Source organism: Ideonella sp. sgz306126 (assembly GCF_056032705.1).
This window is the reverse complement of the sequence record NZ_JBVYWP010000002.1, coordinates 61,538-80,201: the sequence shown is the minus strand read 5'-3', so window position 1 is coordinate 80,201 and position 18,664 is coordinate 61,538. Positions and strand designations below refer to the sequence as shown.

The following is an 18,664-nucleotide window of genomic DNA, read 5'->3' as shown; positions in this document are numbered from 1 at the left end:
GTTTCAGCAGGGCATCGGCGCGTTGCGGCGGGCGTAGTGCCACCAAGTCACCGCGATGCACAGCAGGTAGAAGACGATGAAGACGTACAGCGCCGCCTCGGGGCCGCCGGTCAGCGCGATCGAGCTGCCGTAGCTCTTCGGGATGAAGAAGCCGCCGTAGGCCGCGAACGCGGCGGTGAAGCCGAGCGTCGCGGCCGCCTCGGTATTGCCTTCCTTGGTCGCGCGGGCCACCGCCTGGGCGTTGCCCGGGTCGACGCCGCGCAGCTTCAGGGTCTGGAAGATCACCGGGATCATCCGGAAGGTCGAGCCATTGCCGATGCCGGTGGTGAAGAACAGCACCAGGAAGCTGACGAAGAAGCCGGCGAAGTTGCCGTGCGCCGGGCCGGTGGGCAGGAAGTACAGCACCCCGCCGACGGCGCAGGCCATCACGATGAAGTTCCACAGCGTGACCCGTGCGCCGCCCAGCCGGTCGGCCAGCCAGCCGCCGAACGGCCGCACCGCCGCGCCGACCAGCGGCCCCAGCCAGGCGTAGGCGAGCGGGTTGACCTGCGGGAACTGGCTCTTGATCAGCAGCGGAAAGCCCGCGGCGTAGCCGATGAACGAGCCGAAGGTGCCCAGGTACAGGATGCACATCAGCCAGTTGTGCTTGCGGCGGAAGATCACCGCCTGATCGGCGAACGAGGCCTTGGCGTCGGCCAGGTCGTTCATGCCGAACCAGGCCACCAGCGCGGCGATGGCGATCCACGGCACCCAGATGAAGGCCGCGTTCTGCGTCCACACCTGCACCGGCTCGCCGGCCTTGACGATGGTTTGCGGGTCGCCGCCGAAGATGCCGAACAGGCCGGCGGTGACCACCAGCGGACTCAGGAACTGCACCACCGACACGCCCAGGTTGCCCAGCCCCGCGTTGACCCCCAGCGCCGAGCCCTTGCGCTCCTTCGGGAAGAAGAAGCTGATGTTGGCCATGCTGGAGCTGAAGTTGCCGCCGCCGAAGCCGCACAGCAGCGCCAGCGCCATCATGGTCGGGTAGCTGGTGGTGTTGTCCTGCACCGCGAAGCCGAGGCCGAGGGCCGGGATCAGCAGCGAGGCGGTGGAGATCGCGGTCCAGCGCCGTCCGCCGACCAGCGGCACCATGAAGCTGTAGAAGATGCGCAGCGTCGCGCCGGACAGCGCCGGTGCCGCCGTCAGCCAGAACAGCTGGTTGGTCGAGTACTTGAAGCCGAGCGAGGGCAGGCTCACCGCCACCACGCTCCAGACCTGCCAGATCGCGAAGGCCAGGAACAGCGCCGGCACCGAGATCCACAGGTTGAGCTTGGCGACGGCCTCGCCCTCGCGTTCCCAGAAGGCCTTGTCTTCCGGGGTCCAGAGGTCGAGCGTGCGGCCACGCGCACGGCTCGCTGAAGTGGCATGCATGAGGGGTCTCCGATCAAAAAAGGGGATCAGCGCGAGAAGCTGCGCGAGAAGGGGCCGTCCGGTGCGTTCTGGCCGATGACTTCGGTGCGGCGGATTTCGGTCCAGTACATCCAGATCAGCGACACCCAGACCACGCCGTACATCAGCATGAAGGCGCTGGAGCGCACGCCGGTGAGGTCCATCAGCAGGCCGAACAGGATGGGCATCAGGAAGCCGCCCATGCCGCCCGCCAGACCGACCACGCCGCTGACCGCGCCGATGTTCTCGGGGTAGTCGTCGCTGATGTACTTGAAGACGCTTGCCTTGCCGAACGCGAAGGCGATGCCCAGCAGGAACAGCAGCGCGGTGAAGGCGTAGACGTTCAGGCCGAGGTGGAAGCTGCGCAGGCCGTGGACCGTCAGCACGCTGAAATCGGTCTGCGGGTAGCTCAGCAGGAACAGGCAGATCCACGCCACCCACAGCACCCACCAGGTGATCTTGTGGGCGCCGTGCCGGTCGGACAGCACGCCGCCGACCGCGCGCAGCACGCCGCCCGGCAGCGAGAAGCAGGCCGCCAGCAGCGCGGCCCAGCGGATGTCCAGGCCGTACTCGCCGACGTAGTACTGGACCATCCACAGGCTCAGCGCGACATAGCCGCCGAAGACGATGCTGTAATACTGGCAGTACTTCAGCACGGTCGGGTCCTTCAGCGTCTTCAACTGGTCGGCGAAGCGCGTCGTCGACGGCACGAGGTGCCGCGGGTCGCTGGCGCTGCCCAGCCAGAACACGATCAGCGTGCCCAGCATGACGGCGGCGTAGACCTTGGGCACGGCGGTCCAGCCGAACGCCAGCAGCAGGGCCGGTGCGACGAACTTGTTGACCGCCGCGCCCGAGTTGCCGGCGCCGAAGACCCCCATCGCCATGCCCTGGCGCGAGCGCGGAAACCAGCGTGCGACATACGGCGTGCCGACCGAGAACGAGCCTCCCGCCAGCCCCAGCATCAGGCCGATCGCCAGGAAGTGCCAGTACGCCGTGGCGTAGGCCAGCAGCCAGATCGCCGGCACCGTCAGCGCCAGCAGCGCCGCCATCACCACGCGGCCGCCGAAGCGGTCGGTCCAGATGCCCAGCGGCACCCGGATCAGCGAGCCCGACAGCACCGGCATCGCGGTCAGCAGGCCGAACTCGGTGGCGTTCAGGCCCAGGGTCTTGCGGATCGGGATGCCGATCACCGCGAACATCATCCAGACCATGAAGCAGACCGTGAAGGCCAGCGTGCTGACGACCAGCACCGACCAGGCCTGGCGGGGAATCGACGTCGAGGAAGGGCGTGACATGGGCAGAGAGGGATGAAGCGACCGTGCCACTGTCGGCCAGGCACGTGCCGGGCGCCATCCATCGCCAGCACAGGCGGCGCGCGGCGAAGGAACGATGGCGCCGCCGGGGCCATCGTTCTGAAGAACGACCCGGCCGAATTCCCGGCGCTTGTTTGACTCAGGTCAAATCCATGCCCGCTGCAGGCTGCTGTCATCAGCGCCGCCAGCGAGTCCCGCGAAGGGGACTGCCCGGGTCTGCCGACCCGCTCGCCAGGAGATCCAGCCGCGATGACGCCCTCGACCACCGACCTGCCGACCCTCGACGACGAGGGCTACCTGATCGATCCCGACGACTGGAACGAAACCGTCGCCAGCCGGCTGGCCGAGCCGATGGGGCTGGTGCTCGGCGACGACCACTGGTTCGTGATCGGCTTCATGCGCGACTACTACCAGGAGCACCGCATCACGCCCGACGCGCGCCACGCGATGCGCCACCTCGAACAGCGCCATCCCGGCCAAGGCCGCCAGGCCTTGTTCGCTCTGTTCCCCTACGGCTACGTCGCCCAGGCCTGCAAGATCGCCGGCATGCGCCGGCCTCGGGCGTGGAGCACGGGTTGAGCGCCGGCCGCCTTCTCCACCCGGACCACGTTCGCTGCAACGAAGCGCATGCCCAGGAAGACGCCCGCGGCGGATGAAGGCCTCCCTCCGCTCGTCCTCATAGATCGGCGGGTGGCGGAGCTTCAGGATTGGCGAGGGGACCTTCTTGCCCGGCTCAGAACGCTGATCCGGAGCGCAGATCCCGGCGTGGTTGAAGAGTGGAAATGGAACACGCCGGTCTGGTCCTGCGCCGGGATCGTCTGCACCGGAGAAACCTACAAGAAGGTCGTGAAGCTGACCTTCGCGAAGGGCGCGTCGCTCGCGGATCCCAAGCGACTGTTCAACGCCAGCCTGGACGGCCATGTCCGGCGCGCCATCGACTTTTCGGAGGCTGCTCCGCTGGATGACGAGGCGCTGATCGCGCTCGTTCGCGCCGCGGTCGCGCTCAACCAGTCCGCTGCGGCGGGCAAGCCGCCGAGGACGGCCTGATGGAGGGGCCGCCGGCTCAGCTCACGATCCGGCCGTCCACCACCTGCAGGATCTTGTCGCAGCGCCCGGCCAGCTCCGGGTTGTGGGTGACGAACAGCACCGCGGTGCCGTGCTCGCGGGTGAAGCGGCGCAGCAGCTCAAACACCGTGTCGGCGCTCTTGGTGTCGAGGTTGCCGGTGGGCTCGTCGGCCAGCAGCAGCGGCGGGTTCATGGCCAGCGCGCGGGCCACCGCCACGCGCTGCTGCTGGCCGCCGGACAGCGCATTGGCCAGGTGATCCTGCTGCGGCGTCAGGCCGACGCTGGCCAGCAGCGCGGCGGCGCGCTCGCGCATCGCGTCGTTGGGGAAACCGGCGTCGCCGAGCATCGGCAGCATCACGTTTTCGAGCGCGGTGAACGCGCTCAGCAGGTGGTGGTACTGGAACACGAAGCCCACGTTGTGACCACGCAGCCGCGTCAGCGCCTGGTCGTCCAGACCGAGGGTCTGCTCGCCGCACAGGCTCAGCCGGCCGGCGGTCGGCCGGTCCAGCAGGCCCACCAGGTTCAGCAAGGTGCTCTTGCCCGAGCCGGACGGGCCCATCACCGCGCAGAACTCGCCGGGCGACAGCGTCAGGTCGATGCCGTGCAGCACCTCGGTCTCGATCGGCGTGCCGACGTTGAAGGACTTGCGGATGCCTTCCAGCACCAGCACCGGCGCGGCGGCGGCGGGGCGCATCGGCTCAGCCACGGATCGCCACCACCGGGTCGAGCCGGGCCGCCCGCAGCGCCGGCGCAAAGGCCGAGACCAGGCCGGTCAGCGTCGCCAGAACCAGTGCGCCGACGTAGAGCGCGGGCTCGAAGCTCAGCGGGAACAGCGGCGTGCCGTCAGCATTTCGCGCCAGGTGCTGCCACAGCGTCAGCGCCAGCGCACCGATGGCCGAACCGACGATCGAACCGGCCAGCCCCATCAGCCCGCCCTGCAGCAGGAACACGCGCAGGATCTGGCCGCGGCTGATGCCCATGGCGCGCAGGATGCCGATCTCGCGCGATTTCTGCACCACCGACACCACCAGCACGCTGGCGATGCCGAAGGCCACCGACAGCCCGACGAAGAAGCGGATCGCGGTGTTGGCGGTGGTCTGGGCGCTGACCGCGGCGAAGAACTGCGCGCTGGTCTTGATCCAGCTGTCGGCCTCGATGCCGGTGTCGGCGGTGATGCGCTGGGCCACGCGCTCGGCGGCGTAGACGTCGTCCAGCGTCACCTCCAGCGTGGTCGCGCCGCCGGGCAGGCCGAGCAGGCTTTGCGCGGTGTGCAGGGCCATGAAGGTGGTGCGCATGTTGGCCCCCTTGTTGCCGAGGTCGAACAGGCCGGCGATGGTCAGCGTGCTGCTGGCGCCGGCCGCGGTGCTGACGCGCAGCTTGTCGCCGACGGCCACACCCAGGTCGCTCGCCAGGTCGACGCCGATCAGGATGTCGCTGACCGACAGGCGCATGGTTCCGGCGACGCGCTTGCCGGGGAGGTCGACGATGCGGTAGTAGGCGTCGGGCTCGATGCCCACCGCCGTGATCGCCCGGCTGGCGTCGCCGCGCACCACCAGCATCGAGCCGGCCACGGTCGGCGTGACCACGCGCACGCCGGCCATCGTCCGGATGTGCGCCGCGATGGTCTGCCACTGGTCGATCGACTTGATCCGCTGCAGCGGCGGCTGCATCACGATGGCGACCTCGGTCGAGGTGTCGCCCGCCGGCCGCTGCGGCCGCGCGACCTGCTGCGGCGGCAGCAGCTGGATGTGCGACTGCGCCGTCAGCACGCGGCGGATGAAATTGGACTGCAGGCCCGACAGCAGCGCCGACATGAAGACGATCACGCCGACGCCGATCGCCACGCCGCTGACGATGAAGGCGGTCTGCATGCGGCCCTCGCGCAGGAAGCGGATCGCGACGATCCACTCGAACGGCAACCAGCGCCGGTTCATCGCGCGCCGGCCCTCACGGTGCCGCCGGGTCGGTGTCGGCGCGGGCGCGCACGCGCTGGCCATCGCGCACGCCCGCGTCGGCCGGCAGCACCCGGTCGCCCGGCTGCAGCCCGGCCAGCACCTCGACCCATCCGGCGCTGCGCAGGCCGGTGCGCAGGGTCTGCCGCTGCGCCCGCCCCTGCGACACCCGCCAGGCCCATGGCGAGCCGGCGGGATCGTCATGCACCGCGTCCAGCGGCACCAGCACCGCGCCGGCGTGGCGGGCCACCTCGATGTCCACCGACACCGTCATGTCCTGCACCAGGGTGGGCGGCGGATGCGCGACGTCGAGCTTGACCTGGACCGCGCCGGTCTGCGCGTTGACGCCCGGGTTGATGTAGGCGAGCCGGGCGTCGAAGCGCTGCTGCGGGTAGGCGTCCGCCGAGGCGCGGGCGAGCTGCCCGAGCGACAGCAGGTGCATGTTCTTTTCATCGATCTCCACCACCAGCTGGGTGGCCCCCGAGGGCGACAGCGTCATCAGCACCTTGCCGGGCTGGACCACGTCGCCGACCTCGACATTGCGTGCGATCAAGGTGCCCGCGCGCGGTGCGGTGAGGGTCAGGTAGCCGACGCGGGCGTGGGCCGCGTCCAGCGCCGCCCGGGCCTGGGTCAGGCCGGTGCGGGCCACCGCGTCGTCGCTGCCGCCCGGCCGCGCCGACTCGGCCTGCCTGCGGGCGGCCTGCCATTGCGCCTCGGCCAGATCGGCGGCCTTGCGGGCGTCGTCGAGCGCCGCCTCGCCGATGAAGCCCTGGCGCTTCAGGTCCCGTTGCCGCTCCCATTGGCGCTGCGCGACGTCGCGCGTGACCTGGGCCTGGCGCAGCGCCTGCTCGGCCACCGGCGCCTGGGCCTCCTCGACCTGGCGCAGCCTGGCGCGCGCCTGCTGCCACGCCGATGCGGCCTGCGCCTCGGCGGCGCGGGCCTCGGTCGAGTCCAGGCGAACCAGCACGGCGCCGGCGGCCACGGTCTGACCCTCGGCCACCGGCACGGCCACCACGCTGCCGGTGATCTGGGCGCCGAGGTCGATGCGGTGCGGCGATTCGACATGGCCGCTGGCCACCACGGTCTGCACGAAATCGCGCCGCACGACGCTGCGGCTGACCACCTGGGGGCCGGCCCAGACACCGAATCCCCACCAGAGCAAGGCCCCCAGCACCGCCGCAGCCGCCAGCCCCTTGCCGGCATGGCGCCGCGACGCGGCAACGATGTCGTTCCACCGCATGGTCCGAATTCCTGATTCAACGTGATACATGCCACCGACGGCACGCCTGTCCGCAAGCATGCGCCAGATGCGGACAGGGCACGCGACAAAGCGCGCGTCTCTTGACTCGCATCAAGCCGCAAGCACGGTGGCCACCCCGCCGGCCGCCACCGCGCGCTTCACATTCAGGGATGGGCGGCGATCACCTCGGCCACCGCGGCGGTGAGCCGGGTGCCATAGCCGATGTGCAGGAACTCGTTCGGCCCATGGGCGTTGCTCTTCGGGCCCAGCACCCCGCAGACCATCATCTGCGCCAGCGGAAAGCCCTGCTGCAGCAAATTCATCAGCGGGATCGTGCCGCCCTGGCCGATGAAGCCCAGCGGCGCGCCGAAATGGCGCCGCGAGGCGCGGTCCATCCCCGCCTCCAGCCACGGCGCCAGCGCGGGCGCATTCCAGCCAGTCGCGCCCCAGTCGTCCATGCGCCCGTCCGGGTGGAAGGTCACCCGGGCGTTGTAGGGCGCGTTGTCTTCCAGCAGGGCCTTGAGTTGCACCGCAGCGGCGTGGCCTTCGACCAGCGGCGGCAGGCGCAGGCTGAGCTTGAAGGCGGTGTAGGGACGCAGCACGTTGCCGGCATTGGACAGGCTGGGCAAGCCGTCCACCCCGGTGATGCTCAGCGTCGGCCGCCAGGTGCGGTTCAGCAAGGCCTCGGTGGGGTCGGTGGTGGTGGGCAGCGTGAACGTGCCGTCGGCGCCGCAGGCCCAGGGGTAGCGCTTCCAGACCTCGTCGCCCAGCGTCGCGGCGGTGGCGCGGGCCTGGGCCACGCGGTCGGCCGGCACCTCGCAGTGGAAGGCGGCCGGCAGCAGGCGTCCGGTTTGCGCGTCCTCGAGCCGGTCCAGCACCATCCGCAGGATGCGGAAGCTCGACGGCACCAGGCCGCTGGCATCGCCGGAGTGGATACCCTCGGTCAGCACCTCGACCTTGAGCGTGCCGGTGACGTTGCCGCGCAGGCTGGTGGTGAGCCAGAGCTGGTCGTAGTTGCCGGCGCCCGAATCCAGGCAGACCACCAGGCTGACCTCGCCCAGCCGGTCGCGCAGCGCGTCCAGGTAGGCCGGCAGGTCGAACGAGCCCGATTCCTCGCAGGTCTCGATCAGGCCGACGATGCGCGGGTGCGGCAGGTTCTGCGCCTTCAGCGCCTCGATCGCGCTGATGGCCGCGTAGATCGCGTAGCCGTCGTCGGCACCGCCCCGGCCGTAGAGCTTGCCGTCCTCGATCTTGGGCGTCCATGGCCCCAGGTCGGAACGCCAGCCGCTGAACTCGGGCTGCTTGTCCAGATGGCCGTACATCAGCACCGTCTGCGTGCTCGCCGCCCGGGTGGCCTCGACCTCGAAGAAGATCAGCGGCGTGCGGCCTTCCAGCTGGATCACTTCCAGCCGCAGGCCCGGCACGCGGCGCGCCTCGACCCAGGCGGCGGCGTCGCGCACCACGCGGGCGATCAGGCCGTGGGCCTGCCAGTCGGCGTCGAACATCGGACTCTTGGCCGGCACGGCGATGTAATCGACCAGCTGCGGCACGATGCGCTCGCGCCAGGCCTGGTCGGCGAAGCGGCCCAGCGCGGCCGCATCAAGCGTGGGAAGGGTCTCGGGGGCGTTCATGGCAGCGGCCTTTCGTCAGCGGCAGGGGCACGATTGTGCCGCGGCCCGCTTCCCGGCGCGCGTCACGCCGCCCGGGGAAAACGCGCGTCCAGCCAGCCGGCCAGCGCATCCAGCACCTCGGCCCGCTCGGGCTCGTTGAAGATCTCGTGCGACAGGCCGGGCCACTCGTGCGAGCGGACCACGCCGGGCGGCGCGGCCCGTGCGAAACGGCGGCTGCCGGCCGGGGCGACGCAGCGGTCGGCGCCGGCCCACATCAACAGCGTCGGCACCCGCCAGCGCACCGCCTCGGCCTGCACAGCGTGGCCCGCATCGGCCATGAAGCGGGCCAGCCGGGCGCTGATGCGGTCGTGCACCTGCGGGTCGTCACGGTAGGCCTGGACGACCGCCGGGTCGCGCGAAATCCACTGCGGGTCCAGCCCGTTGGACACGGTCAGGCGCGGCATCAGGCGTGGCAGCACCGCCATCATCAAGCGCTGGTGGGGCCGCAGGCCCAGGTCCAGGGCCGGCGACGACAGCACCAGCGCGTCGACCTCGCGGGCCCAGCGGGCCGGTGCGGGGCGCAGGCGCTCGGCGACGAAGCGCGCCGCCACCAGGCCGCCCAGGCTGTGGCCCAGCAGCACCAGCGGGCCGGCGCAGGACGCCCGGGCCGCCTCCAGCACCGGCGCCAGGTCGGCCAGCAGGCTGTCGTCGCGGGCGATGCCGCCGCGCGGGCCGCCGGAGGCGCCGTGGCCGCGCTGATCGAAGGCCAGCACCTGCCAGCCCCGGGCGTTCAGCGCCTCGGCCACCGCGGCGTAACGGCCGCCGTGCTCGCCCAGGCCGTGAACGATCACCACCTGGCCGCGCGGCGCCGACGCCGCCTCCCAGCGATGCAGGTGCAGCGTCAGTCCGTCGGCGGTGGACACGGGAGGGAGCATGCGGCCAGTCTAAGACCTGGCGCGCGCGAGACAGGCCGGCCGGCCGATTCGCGCTAACCTGTCCGGCTCCGCAACGACCCCGCACCAGGAGACGCGCATGGGCACTGCCTACTTTCAGATCGAGGCCGACGCCGGCGTGGCGCGGCTGACGCTCAACCGCCCCGAGCGCATGAACACGATGGACCCGGGCTTCTTTCCGGCGCTGCGCGACGCGGTGCGGGCGCTCGACGACGGCGGCCAGACGCGGGTGCTGGTGATCGCTTCGACCGGCAAGCACTTCTCGGCCGGCATGGCGCTGGAGGTGTTCGGCGGCGGCATGGACCTGCTCGCCACCCGCGACGCCCGCCAGCGCCTGGCCTTCCAGGCCACGCTGCGCCAGCTGATGGCGTGCTTCAGCGCGCTCGACGAAGCGCGCTTCCCGGTGCTGTGCGCGGTGCAGGGCGGCTGCATCGGCGGCGCGCTGGACCTGGCCTGCGCCTGCGACCTGCGCGTCTGCACGGCCGACGCCTTCTTCACGGTGCAGGAGATCCACATCGGCATGGCGGCCGACCTGGGCACGCTGCAACGCCTGCCCAGAATCGTGCCGCCCGGCCTGGCCCGGCAGATGGCCTACACCGGCGAACGACTGGAGGCCTCGCGGGCGCTGGCGGCCGGCCTGGTCAACGCGGTGCTGCCCGATGCCGCGGCGCTGGACGCGCATGTGATGGCGCTGGCGCGCGAAATCGCCGCCAAGAGCCCGCTGGCGGTGACGGCCAGCAAGCTGGCGCTGAACCACGCGCGCGATCACGGCACGGCCGAGGCCTTGGCGCAGATGACGCTGCTGCAGAGCGCGCTGTTCGACGTCGACGAAATGGCGCTGGCGATCCAGGGCTGGAAGGACAAGCGTCCGGCCGAGTTCGCGCCGCTGCCGCCGCAGGCGCCGCGCTGAAACCCGGCGCCCGGTGTGCCGGGCCGGTTCAGGGCACACTGCGCTGTCCATCGACCGCTGCCCCTCGACTTTTCACGCCCATGAAACTGCTGTTCGTCGCCGACCCGCTGGCCACCATCAAGACCCACAAGGACACCACCTTCGCGATGATGCGCGAGGCCGCCCGGCGCGGCCACACACTGTTCGCCTGCGAGGTCGGCAGCCTGCACTGGCAGCGCGGTGGCCGGGTCAGCGCCCGGGTGCAGCCGCTCACGCTGACCGGCCGCTCGGGCTACGGCGTGCACGACTGGTACGCCGCCGGCGAGGCCGCCACCACCGCGCTGGCCGAGTTCGATGCGGTGCTGATGCGCAAGGACCCGCCGTTCGACAGCGAGTACTTCTACGCCACCCACCTGCTGGAGCGCGCCGAGGTCGAGGGCGCGAAGGTCTTCAATGCGCCGCGGGCGCTGCGCGACCACCCCGAGAAGCTGGCGATCCTCGAGTTTCCCGAGTTGATCGCGCCGACCCTGGTCACCCGCTCGGCCGACGACGTGCGCGCCTTCCACGCCGAGCAGCGCGACATCATCCTCAAGCCGCTGGACGGCATGGGCGGCATGGGCATCTTCCGCGTGCGCGAGGACGGCCTGAACCTGGGCGCCATCATCGAGACGCTGAACCGCGATGGCGCGCAGACGCTGATGGTGCAGCGCTTCGTGCCCCAGATCTCCGAAGGCGACAAGCGCGTGCTGGTGATCGGCGGCGAGGTCGTGCCGTTCTGCCTGGCGCGCATCCCGCAGGGCACCGAGGTGCGCGGCAATCTGGCGGTGGGCGGCAAGGGCGTCGCGCGGGCGATCAGCGAGCGCGACCGCGAGATCGCCGCGGCCGTCGGCTCGCGGCTCGCCCCGCGCGGCCTGCTGCTGCTGGGCCTGGACGTGATCGGCGACTGCCTGACCGAGATCAACGTCACCAGCCCGACCGGCTTCCAGGAGATCACCGAGCAGAGCGGCGTCGATGTCGCGGCGCGCTTCGTCGACGCGCTGGAGCGCGCGAGCCAGGCGCGTGCGGCGGGCGGCTGAGGCGGGCGGCGCCGGCGTCGGCAACAGGGGCAGCGCCCGGCCGACGCGACGCGACAACGCCGGGCAAGGGACAATCGGCCCATGGCCCTGCTCACCCTCACCAACGCCCACCTCGCTTTCGGCCACGTGGCCCTGCTCGACGGTACCGATTTTTCCCTGGAGGCCGGCGAGCGCGTCGCGCTGATCGGCCGCAACGGCACCGGCAAGTCCTCGCTGCTGAAGATCCTCGCCGGGCTGGACCGGCCCGACGACGGCGAGTTGCAGGTCCAGGGCGGCGTGCAGCGCTTCTATGTGCCGCAGGAGCCGCAGTTCGCCCCGGGGGCGACCGTGTTCGAGGCGGTCAGCGAGGGGCTGGCCGAAGTCAAGGCCCTGCGCGAGCGCTACGAGCGCCACGACCCGGCCGACGACCTGGACCAGGTGCAGACGCGCCTGGAAGCGCTGGACGGCTGGATGTGGGAGCGCCGCGTCGACGAGACCCTGCAGCGCCTGCACCTGAACGCCGAGGCGCGGGTGGACGCGCTGTCGGGCGGCACCAAGAAGCGGGTCGCGCTGGCCCAGGCGCTGGTGGCCAATCCCGACGTGCTGCTGCTCGACGAACCCACCAACCACCTGGACCTGGACGCGATCCAGTGGCTGGGCGAGCTGCTGGTGGGTTTTCGCGGCGCGCTGCTGCTGATCACTCACGACCGCGCCTTCCTCGACGTGGTGGCCACCCGCATCGTCGAACTCGACCGCGGCCAGCTGCGCGGCTACCCCGGCAATTTCACGGCCTTCGAGGCGGCCAAGCAGCGCGAGCTCGATGCCGAGGCCCAGGCCAACGCGCGCTTCGACAAACTGCTGGCGCAGGAAGAGGTGTGGATCCGCAAGGGCGTGGAGGCGCGCCGCACCCGCAGCGTGGCGCGCGTGCAGCGGCTGCAACAGCTGCGCCTGGACCGCGCGGCCCGGCGAGACCAGGTCGGCAAGGTGCGGTTGGAGATCGACCGCGGCAGCAGCTCGGGCAAGCTGGTGGCCGAGCTCGACGGCGTGAGCAAGGGCTTTGCCGGCGCGCCGCTGCTGGTCGACAACTTCAGCACGACGATCCTGCGCGGCGACAAGATCGGCTTCGTCGGCCCGAACGGTGCCGGCAAGACCACGCTGCTGAAAATGATCCTGGGCGAGTTGCAGCCCGACCGCGGCACGATCCGCGTCGGCACCAACCAGCAGGTGGCCTACTTCGACCAGATGCGCGAGGCGCTGAACCCCGAGGCCACGCTGGCCGACACGATCAGCCCGGGCAGCGAGTGGATCGAGATCGGCAACCAGCGCAAGCACGTGATGAGCTACCTGGGCGATTTCCTGTTCGCGCCGGCACGCGCCAACTCGCCGGTCAAGAGCCTGTCGGGCGGCGAGCGCAACCGGCTGCTGCTGGCACGCCTGTTCGCCCGGCCGGCCAACGTGCTGGTGATGGACGAGCCGACCAACGACCTCGACATCGAGACGCTCGAACTGCTCGAAGAGTTGCTGCAGGACTATCCCGGCACCGTGTTCCTGGTCAGCCATGACCGGCGTTTCGTCGACAACGTGGTCACCAGCGTGATCGCGTGGGAAGGCGACGACTCGCCCGGCCTGTGGCGCGAGTACGAAGGCGGCATCGGCGATTGGCTGCAGCAGCGCGCCCGGGCCCGCGCCCTGGCGGCCAAGAGCGCCGTCGCCGCCAAGGCGCCCCCCGCGCCGGCGCCCGCGCCCGCCCCGGCGCCGGCCGTGGCCAGGCCCGCCGCCAAGCTCAGCTACAAGGTCCAGCGCGAGCTCGACGAGCTGCCGGCGCGCATCGACGCGCTGGAGCGCGAGCAGACGGTGCTGGCCGGCCTGCTGGGCGGCAGCGAGCTCTACACCCAGGGCGCCGGGCGGATCCAGGAGGTCACGGCCCGCCATGCCCGGATCGAGGAGGAACTGATGCAATTGCTCGAGCGCTGGGAAGAACTGGCGCCGCGCGCCTGAGTCCGGAGCCGCAGATGCCCTGGCGAGCGTGGACCCGGCTCAGCGCAGCCCAGCTCAACGGCCTGATGGTGGCGCTGGGCGTCGCGCTGGCCCAGGTCCTGTTCACGCTGCTGCTGGGGCCGGGCGTGGCGCTGGCGGCGGGCGGCGGCGCGGTGTGCGCCAGCCTGCCCGACGTGCCCAACCCGGCGCAGCGCACCTGGCGCCGGGTGCTGCCCGCGTCGCTGGTGGTGACGCTGGTGACGCTGGCGGTCGGGCTGAGCCGTCATTCGCCGGCGGCGATGACGGCGGTGGTCGCCGCCGTCGCCTTCCTGACCCTGATGGCGATGGCCTGGGGGCCGCGCGCCGGTCCGCTGTCCTTCACTGGCACGCTGGCGATGGTCTTCGCGATGGCCTGGCCGGCGCCCGCGTCGCCGCGCGACGCGCTGCAGCACGCGGCGTGGGTGCTGGCCGGCGCGCTGTTCTACGCCGCCTGGGCGCTGGCCATGGCCTGGGCGCTGCGGCGGCGCTACCGCGAGCTGGCCGTCGCGGCGGCGTTGCGGGCGGCGGCGGCGCGGCTGCGTTCGCGGGCCGCCCGGATCGGTGGCACGGTGGCGGCGGCGGACGACACGATCCGCGTCTCGATCCGCGACGACGCGAGCTTCGCCGAGGCCTTGCAGGCGGCACGCGATCTGGTGTTCGCGGCCCGCCCGTCGCCGCACAGCCGCCGCCTGACCGATCTGGTGCTGAGCCTGATCGAGTTGCGCGACCTGCTGCTGGCGAGCCGGCTCGACCTCAACCTGCTCGGTCAGGACGCGACCAGCCTGGCGTGGCGCCGGGCGCTGGCCGACACGCTGACGCCGCTGGCCGAGCAGGTCGAGGCGCTGGCCGAGGCGATCAGCGATCGGGTGGACCGGCTGCCGTTCGCGCCGTCGGCCGCCGCCTGGCATGCCGCGCTGGCGGCCCGCCTGATGGCCGTGCCGGCCGAGGCCGCCGATCCGCGCCGCCCGCTGGTGCAGGCGCTGCAGAGCCGGCTCGGCCACATGCTCGACGACGTCGCGGCGATGGCCGAACGGTGGGTCGGCCCGGATCGCGGCACGCCATGGACCCGCGAACAGCTGCAGCTGTTCGTCTCGCCGGAGGGGTGGCCGCTGGCCGCATTGCGGCCGCACCTGAGTTTGCAGTCCGGCGTCATGCGCCATGCGTTGCGCGGCGCGCTGGCGATGACCACGGCCTGGCTGATCGGCCTGGCGCTGCCCTGGGCCACCCATCCCCACTGGCTGGTGCTGAGCGTCGCGGTGGTGCTGCGGGGCAACCTGGAGCAGACGCTGTCGCGCCGCAACGAGCGGGTGATCGGCACCGTCATCGGTTGCCTGCTGGTGCTGGCGCTGGCTCACCTGCACTGGCATGCCGGGCTGGCGCTGGTGTTCCTGGCGGCCGTCGGCACCGCCCACGCCTACGTCAACCGCTACTACCGCGTGGCGGCGGCGGCGGCCACGCTGATGGCCTTGCTGCAGCCATTGCTGGTGGATCCGGGCCACGGCCCGGCGGTGGGCGAGCGCCTGGCCGACACGGTGATCGGTGCGCTGCTGGCCTGGGGCTTCTGCTTCGTGTTGCCCTCCTGGGAGCGGCGCACGTTGACGCGCCAGACCGCGCAGCTGCTGTCGGCGCTGTCGCGCCATGCCGTCAACGTGCTGCGCTGGGCACCGACGCCGGCCCAGCAACTGGCGCAGCGCCTGAGCCGGCAGCAGGCCTACACCGCGTTGGGGGCGGTCGCCGCCGCGGCCCAGCGCCATGCCGCGGAGCCGCGCCAGGTGCGCTTGTCCGAGGCGCGGATCGAGGCCTTGCTGAGCCGCGGCTATCGCCAGATGGCCTTGCTGGGCGCGGTGCAGCAGACCTTGGCTCGCCGCGCGTCCCGATTGGACGCGGCCGCGGTGCAGGCCGAGCTGGCACGCTGCGTCGAGCGCTGCATCCGGGCGGGCGAGCGCGGCCTGACGGGCGCGACGCCGTCGGGCCCGTCGCTGCCGGCGATGTCTGCCGAGGCCGACAGCGGCGACTGGCCCGACCTGGGCGCGGACAGCGACCTGACGCCCTGGCTGCTGCGTCGCCTGCGGCTGTGCGGTCTCGAGGCCGAGCGCCTGGCCGACGCGGCCCGGATCGTCGCGGCGGAGGCGGCGGCCCCCGGCCATCTCCGGGTCCGGCCGGGCTGAACCGGGCCGCGCTCAGGTCGGCGTCGGCGTGCCGGCCATGCGGTCGTACTTCAGGAAGTACTGGCGCGCCAGCGCCACCAGCTGATGGTCGGTCGGGTGGTCGGCCTTCTCGGTGCCGACCAGGACCTTGGCCAGCGCCGGCTGGTGCTGGGCGCACCAGACCTTGAATTCGTCGTGGGCCTGGGCCGGGCCGGTCAGCAGCACCTCCCGGGCGCCGGCCAGCGCGCCGGCGATCTGTTCGAAGAACTGGTGCAGCGCGCGCTCGTCGACGCCGTGATGGCGCGGGTGGTGCGAGCGCGCCTTCACGCGCTGGGATTCGATCGATTCGGCATCGAACTGCAGCACGTGGGCTTGCTGGTGGTCCATCCAGACGACGGCATGAAACAGGGACATCGACAACTCCGGCATTGAGGGATTGAAAACGGATTCAGAGGCTGTGTCGGGCCGCACCCGGTGCCTCGGTGCGCGCCTCGCAGGCCACGCAGCGCAAGGTCCAGGGCTCCAGCATCAGGCGCTCGAAGGCGATCGCCTGGCCGCAGTCGATGCACCAACCGTACTCGGGCTGGTGGATGCGCTTCAAGGCCTCGCTGACCTGGCCGAGCTCGGCCAGTTCGCGGTCGCTGCGCGCCAGCTCGACCTCGCGGTCGGCATCGCGTTCGCGCGCGTCCTGGCTGTCTTGCTCGAGCCATTCGCGGGCCTGCTCGGCACGGCTGTGACCGCCTTGATGTTCGGCAAGCTGCTGATCCAACTCGGCCCGGCGACGTTGCAGGCCGGCTTCCAGCTGGGCCCGCTGGCTGGGGGTGAGGGCGACGCTCATGATGATCTCCTGGTTGGGTCCATCGTCTCGCCGAAGCCCGGTTGCCGTCTTGACGGGCATCAATCGGGCGGTCCTGGCGACGGCGCTTCCTACAATCCCCCTTGCCCCCTGTTCTCGCGAGAGCTCCGCCATGTGCCAATTGCTGGGCATGAACGCCAACACGCCGACCGATGTGATGTTCAGCTTCACCGGCCTGGCCACGCGCGCGCACGAGCACAAGGACGGCTTCGGCATCGGGTTTTTCGAGCGCCGCGGCGCGCGCCTGTTCGTCGACCCGCGCAGCGCCCGCGACAGCCCGGTGGCCGAGCTGATCAAGCGCTGGCCGATCCACAGCGACAACGTCATCGCCCACATCCGCAAGGCCACCCAGGGACGCGTGGCGCTGGAGAACACCCACCCGTTCGTGCGGGAGCTGTGGGGCCGCTACTGGGTCTTTGCCCACAACGGCGATCTGAAGACGTTCCGGCCGCGCCTGCACGGCAGCTTCAGGCCGGTCGGCGACACCGACAGCGAACACGCTTTCTGCTGGCTGATGCAGGAGCTGGCCAAGGCCCACGCCGGCGTGCCCGCGGTCGACGAGTTGAGCCGCAGCCTGCGCGAGCTGCTGCCCCAGCTGCACCGGCACGGCAACTTCAACATGTTGCTGTCCAACGGCCAGGCCCTGTGGGCCCACGGATCGACCCATCTGCACTGGCTGCAGCGCCAGCATCCGTTCCAGACCGCCGCGCTGCGCGACGAAGACCTGCGGGTGGACTTCGCGCGCGTCACCACGCCCAGCGACCGGGTGGTGATCGTCGCGACCGAGCCTTTGACGGCGGGCGAACCCTGGCTCGCGTTCGAGCCCGGCGAGCTGAAGGCCTTCGTCGACGGGCAGGTCGTGGCCTGACCCGGCGGCGCGCGGGCGCAAGAAAAAAGGCCCGGCGGGGCCGGGCCGGTTCGTGCACCTCGCACACGGCGGCGGGCGCCGCCGCGGCGATCAGAAGGTGTGGCGCAGGCCGAGGGCGAAGGTGTTGCCGGAGTTGGCGCCGGTCAGCTTGTCGTTCATCGCCACGCCGTACACGTCGGTGCGCTTGGACAGCGTGTAGTCGTAGCCCGCGCTGACGGTGGTGCGGCTGGCGCCGGCATCGGGCACCAGATGGCCGTACTGCAGCAGCACCTTGCCGCCGCCCAGCGGCACCGACAGGCCGATGTCGCTCAGCTTGTAGGCGTTGCTGACGGTGTCGTCCTTGACCTTGCCGTACTGGCCGTAGAGCTTGGCCACGCCGAAGTCGTACGACGCGCCGACCTGGTAGGTGGTGGTGGCGTCGGCGGAGCCGGCGTCGACCTTCTGGTAAGCCACGGTGCCGGCGAACGGGCCGCTGAAGTACAGCACGTTGCCGCCGACCTTGCGGCCGTTGGTGGAGCCATCGGCGTTGGCGCCGTTGCCCGATACCTGCAACTGGCCCGACAGGCCGCTGAAATTCGGCGTGCTGTACGAGATCGACTGGCTCCAGCCGGTGTCGCCTGAGACGTAGTTCGAGAAGGTGCCCGGAACGAAATCGGAGAAATACTGCTGGATCACCGGGGAGAAGCCGAACGAATCGCCGAAGGCGTTGAAGATCAGCGTCGAGACGAACAGCGAGGTGGTGTTGCGGCCCATCGTCAGGGTGCCGAAGTCGCCGGACAGGCCGACATAGGCGTTGCGGGCCCAGAAGGAATGATCCCAGGAACCGCGTCCTGCGCCGCCGTTGTTGGCGGTGAAGAAGGTCTCGATCGCGAACTTGGCCGACAGGCCGCCGCCCAGGTCTTCACTGCCCTTGAAGCCCAGGTAGCTGGTGCTCATCTCGCCGCTCTGGACCGATTTGTCCTTGGCCGCGCCGGCGGCCTGGAACTGGCCGGCCGACAGGTCGATCAGGCCATAGGCCTGCACGCTGGACTGGGCGTGGGCGGCCCCGGTGGCGACCAGCGCCGCCAGGGCGATCAGACGGCCGGCACGGCGCTGGGAGGGAGACACGGAAAACGACATGGAGCACTCCAGAGGTGAGGATGGGGAGGCAACAACCCGGAGCTGCTGCAGCCCGGATGGACCGTGGAATATCTTTGCACAAAGCATGCCCGGCGCGTCGTTGTGCCCCATGACGCCGTGATGACCGTTGTTTTCCGCTTACAGGCGACG

At 71.2% G+C, this 18,664-nt stretch carries 17 protein-coding genes; 7 read left to right on the top strand and 10 right to left on the bottom strand.

Features of this window, described 5'->3' with window-relative positions; translation table 11 throughout:
- Window positions 1–3: 3 nt before the first annotated feature.
- Window positions 4–1,413: a NarK family nitrate/nitrite MFS transporter gene (locus AC0N04_RS04760; protein ID WP_474279197.1), complete on the bottom strand. Its 1,410-nt coding sequence runs from the start codon at window positions 1,411–1,413 to the stop codon at window positions 4–6.
- A 26-nt stretch (window positions 1,414–1,439) separates the two neighbouring features.
- On the bottom strand, window positions 1,440–2,726 hold the full coding sequence (locus AC0N04_RS04755; RefSeq protein ID WP_474279195.1) for an MFS transporter: 1,287 nt from the start codon (window positions 2,724–2,726) through the stop codon (window positions 1,440–1,442).
- A gap of 267 nt (window positions 2,727–2,993) precedes the next feature.
- On the opposite strand from AC0N04_RS04755, the gene AC0N04_RS04750 reads away from it, so the two are divergent.
- Both AC0N04_RS04750 and AC0N04_RS04745 read left to right on the top strand, forming a co-directional pair.
- On the top strand, window positions 2,994–3,323 hold the full coding sequence (locus AC0N04_RS04750) for a TusE/DsrC/DsvC family sulfur relay protein (protein WP_474279193.1): 330 nt from the start codon (window positions 2,994–2,996) through the stop codon (window positions 3,321–3,323).
- Window positions 3,324–3,371: 48 nt separating this feature from the next.
- The gene (locus tag AC0N04_RS04745) at window positions 3,372–3,791 is read left to right on the top strand and encodes a DUF1801 domain-containing protein (RefSeq protein WP_474279191.1); all 420 of its coding nucleotides are present in this window, start codon (window positions 3,372–3,374) and stop codon (window positions 3,789–3,791) included.
- Window positions 3,792–3,807: 16 nt separating this feature from the next.
- Here the strand turns inward: AC0N04_RS04745 and AC0N04_RS04740 are convergent, their stop codons facing one another.
- The 5 genes from AC0N04_RS04740 to AC0N04_RS04720 all read right to left on the bottom strand — a co-directional run bounded on the left by AC0N04_RS04740 (window position 3,808) and on the right by AC0N04_RS04720 (window position 9,546).
- Window positions 3,808–4,503 carry an ABC transporter ATP-binding protein gene (locus AC0N04_RS04740; protein ID WP_474279189.1) on the bottom strand — a complete coding sequence of 232 codons (696 nt, stop codon included), beginning with the start codon at window positions 4,501–4,503 and terminating at the stop codon, window positions 3,808–3,810.
- A gap of 4 nt (window positions 4,504–4,507) precedes the next feature.
- Window positions 4,508–5,743, bottom strand: a complete 1,236-nt coding sequence (locus AC0N04_RS04735) for an ABC transporter permease (RefSeq protein WP_474279187.1) — start codon at window positions 5,741–5,743, stop codon at window positions 4,508–4,510.
- A gap of 13 nt (window positions 5,744–5,756) precedes the next feature.
- Complete coding sequence (locus tag AC0N04_RS04730) at window positions 5,757–7,001, bottom strand: efflux RND transporter periplasmic adaptor subunit (protein WP_474279185.1); 1,245 nt, start codon at window positions 6,999–7,001, stop codon at window positions 5,757–5,759.
- Between the two features lie 164 nt (window positions 7,002–7,165).
- Window positions 7,166–8,632, bottom strand: coding sequence for a M20 family metallopeptidase (locus AC0N04_RS04725; protein WP_474279182.1), 1,467 nt, complete (start codon window positions 8,630–8,632; stop codon window positions 7,166–7,168).
- Window positions 8,633–8,694: 62 nt separating this feature from the next.
- Window positions 8,695–9,546, bottom strand: a complete 852-nt coding sequence (locus tag AC0N04_RS04720) for a lysophospholipase (protein ID WP_474279180.1) — start codon at window positions 9,544–9,546, stop codon at window positions 8,695–8,697.
- A gap of 97 nt (window positions 9,547–9,643) precedes the next feature.
- On the opposite strand from AC0N04_RS04720, the gene AC0N04_RS04715 reads away from it, so the two are divergent.
- The 4 genes from AC0N04_RS04715 to AC0N04_RS04700 all read left to right on the top strand — a co-directional run bounded on the left by AC0N04_RS04715 (window position 9,644) and on the right by AC0N04_RS04700 (window position 15,692).
- On the top strand, window positions 9,644–10,474 hold the full coding sequence (locus AC0N04_RS04715; RefSeq protein ID WP_474279178.1) for an enoyl-CoA hydratase-related protein: 831 nt from the start codon (window positions 9,644–9,646) through the stop codon (window positions 10,472–10,474).
- 80 nt (window positions 10,475–10,554) lie between these two features.
- Window positions 10,555–11,529 (top strand): glutathione synthase, encoded by a 975-nt coding sequence (gene gshB, locus AC0N04_RS04710; protein ID WP_474279176.1) that lies wholly within the window; start codon window positions 10,555–10,557, stop codon window positions 11,527–11,529.
- 81 nt (window positions 11,530–11,610) lie between these two features.
- A complete protein-coding gene (locus tag AC0N04_RS04705) occupies window positions 11,611–13,506 on the top strand; it encodes an ATP-binding cassette domain-containing protein (RefSeq protein WP_474279174.1) in 1,896 nt (631 codons plus the stop codon).
- A gap of 14 nt (window positions 13,507–13,520) precedes the next feature.
- Entirely contained in the window at window positions 13,521–15,692 is a 2,172-nt protein-coding gene (locus AC0N04_RS04700) for an FUSC family protein (RefSeq protein WP_474279172.1), read from the top strand.
- A gap of 12 nt (window positions 15,693–15,704) precedes the next feature.
- On the opposite strand, the gene AC0N04_RS04695 is transcribed toward AC0N04_RS04700, so the two are convergent.
- The gene (locus AC0N04_RS04695; RefSeq protein WP_474279170.1) at window positions 15,705–16,085 is read right to left on the bottom strand and encodes a hypothetical protein; all 381 of its coding nucleotides are present in this window, start codon (window positions 16,083–16,085) and stop codon (window positions 15,705–15,707) included.
- A 34-nt stretch (window positions 16,086–16,119) separates the two neighbouring features.
- Window positions 16,120–16,509: a TraR/DksA family transcriptional regulator gene (locus AC0N04_RS04690; RefSeq protein ID WP_474279168.1), complete on the bottom strand. Its 390-nt coding sequence runs from the start codon at window positions 16,507–16,509 to the stop codon at window positions 16,120–16,122.
- 130 nt (window positions 16,510–16,639) lie between these two features.
- On the opposite strand from AC0N04_RS04690, the gene AC0N04_RS04685 reads away from it, so the two are divergent.
- A complete protein-coding gene (locus tag AC0N04_RS04685) occupies window positions 16,640–17,395 on the top strand; it encodes a class II glutamine amidotransferase (RefSeq protein ID WP_474279166.1) in 756 nt (251 codons plus the stop codon).
- Window positions 17,396–17,485: 90 nt separating this feature from the next.
- On the opposite strand, the gene AC0N04_RS04680 is transcribed toward AC0N04_RS04685, so the two are convergent.
- The gene (locus tag AC0N04_RS04680; RefSeq protein ID WP_474279164.1) at window positions 17,486–18,514 is read right to left on the bottom strand and encodes a porin; all 1,029 of its coding nucleotides are present in this window, start codon (window positions 18,512–18,514) and stop codon (window positions 17,486–17,488) included.
- Between the last annotated feature and the right edge of the window lie 150 nt (window positions 18,515–18,664).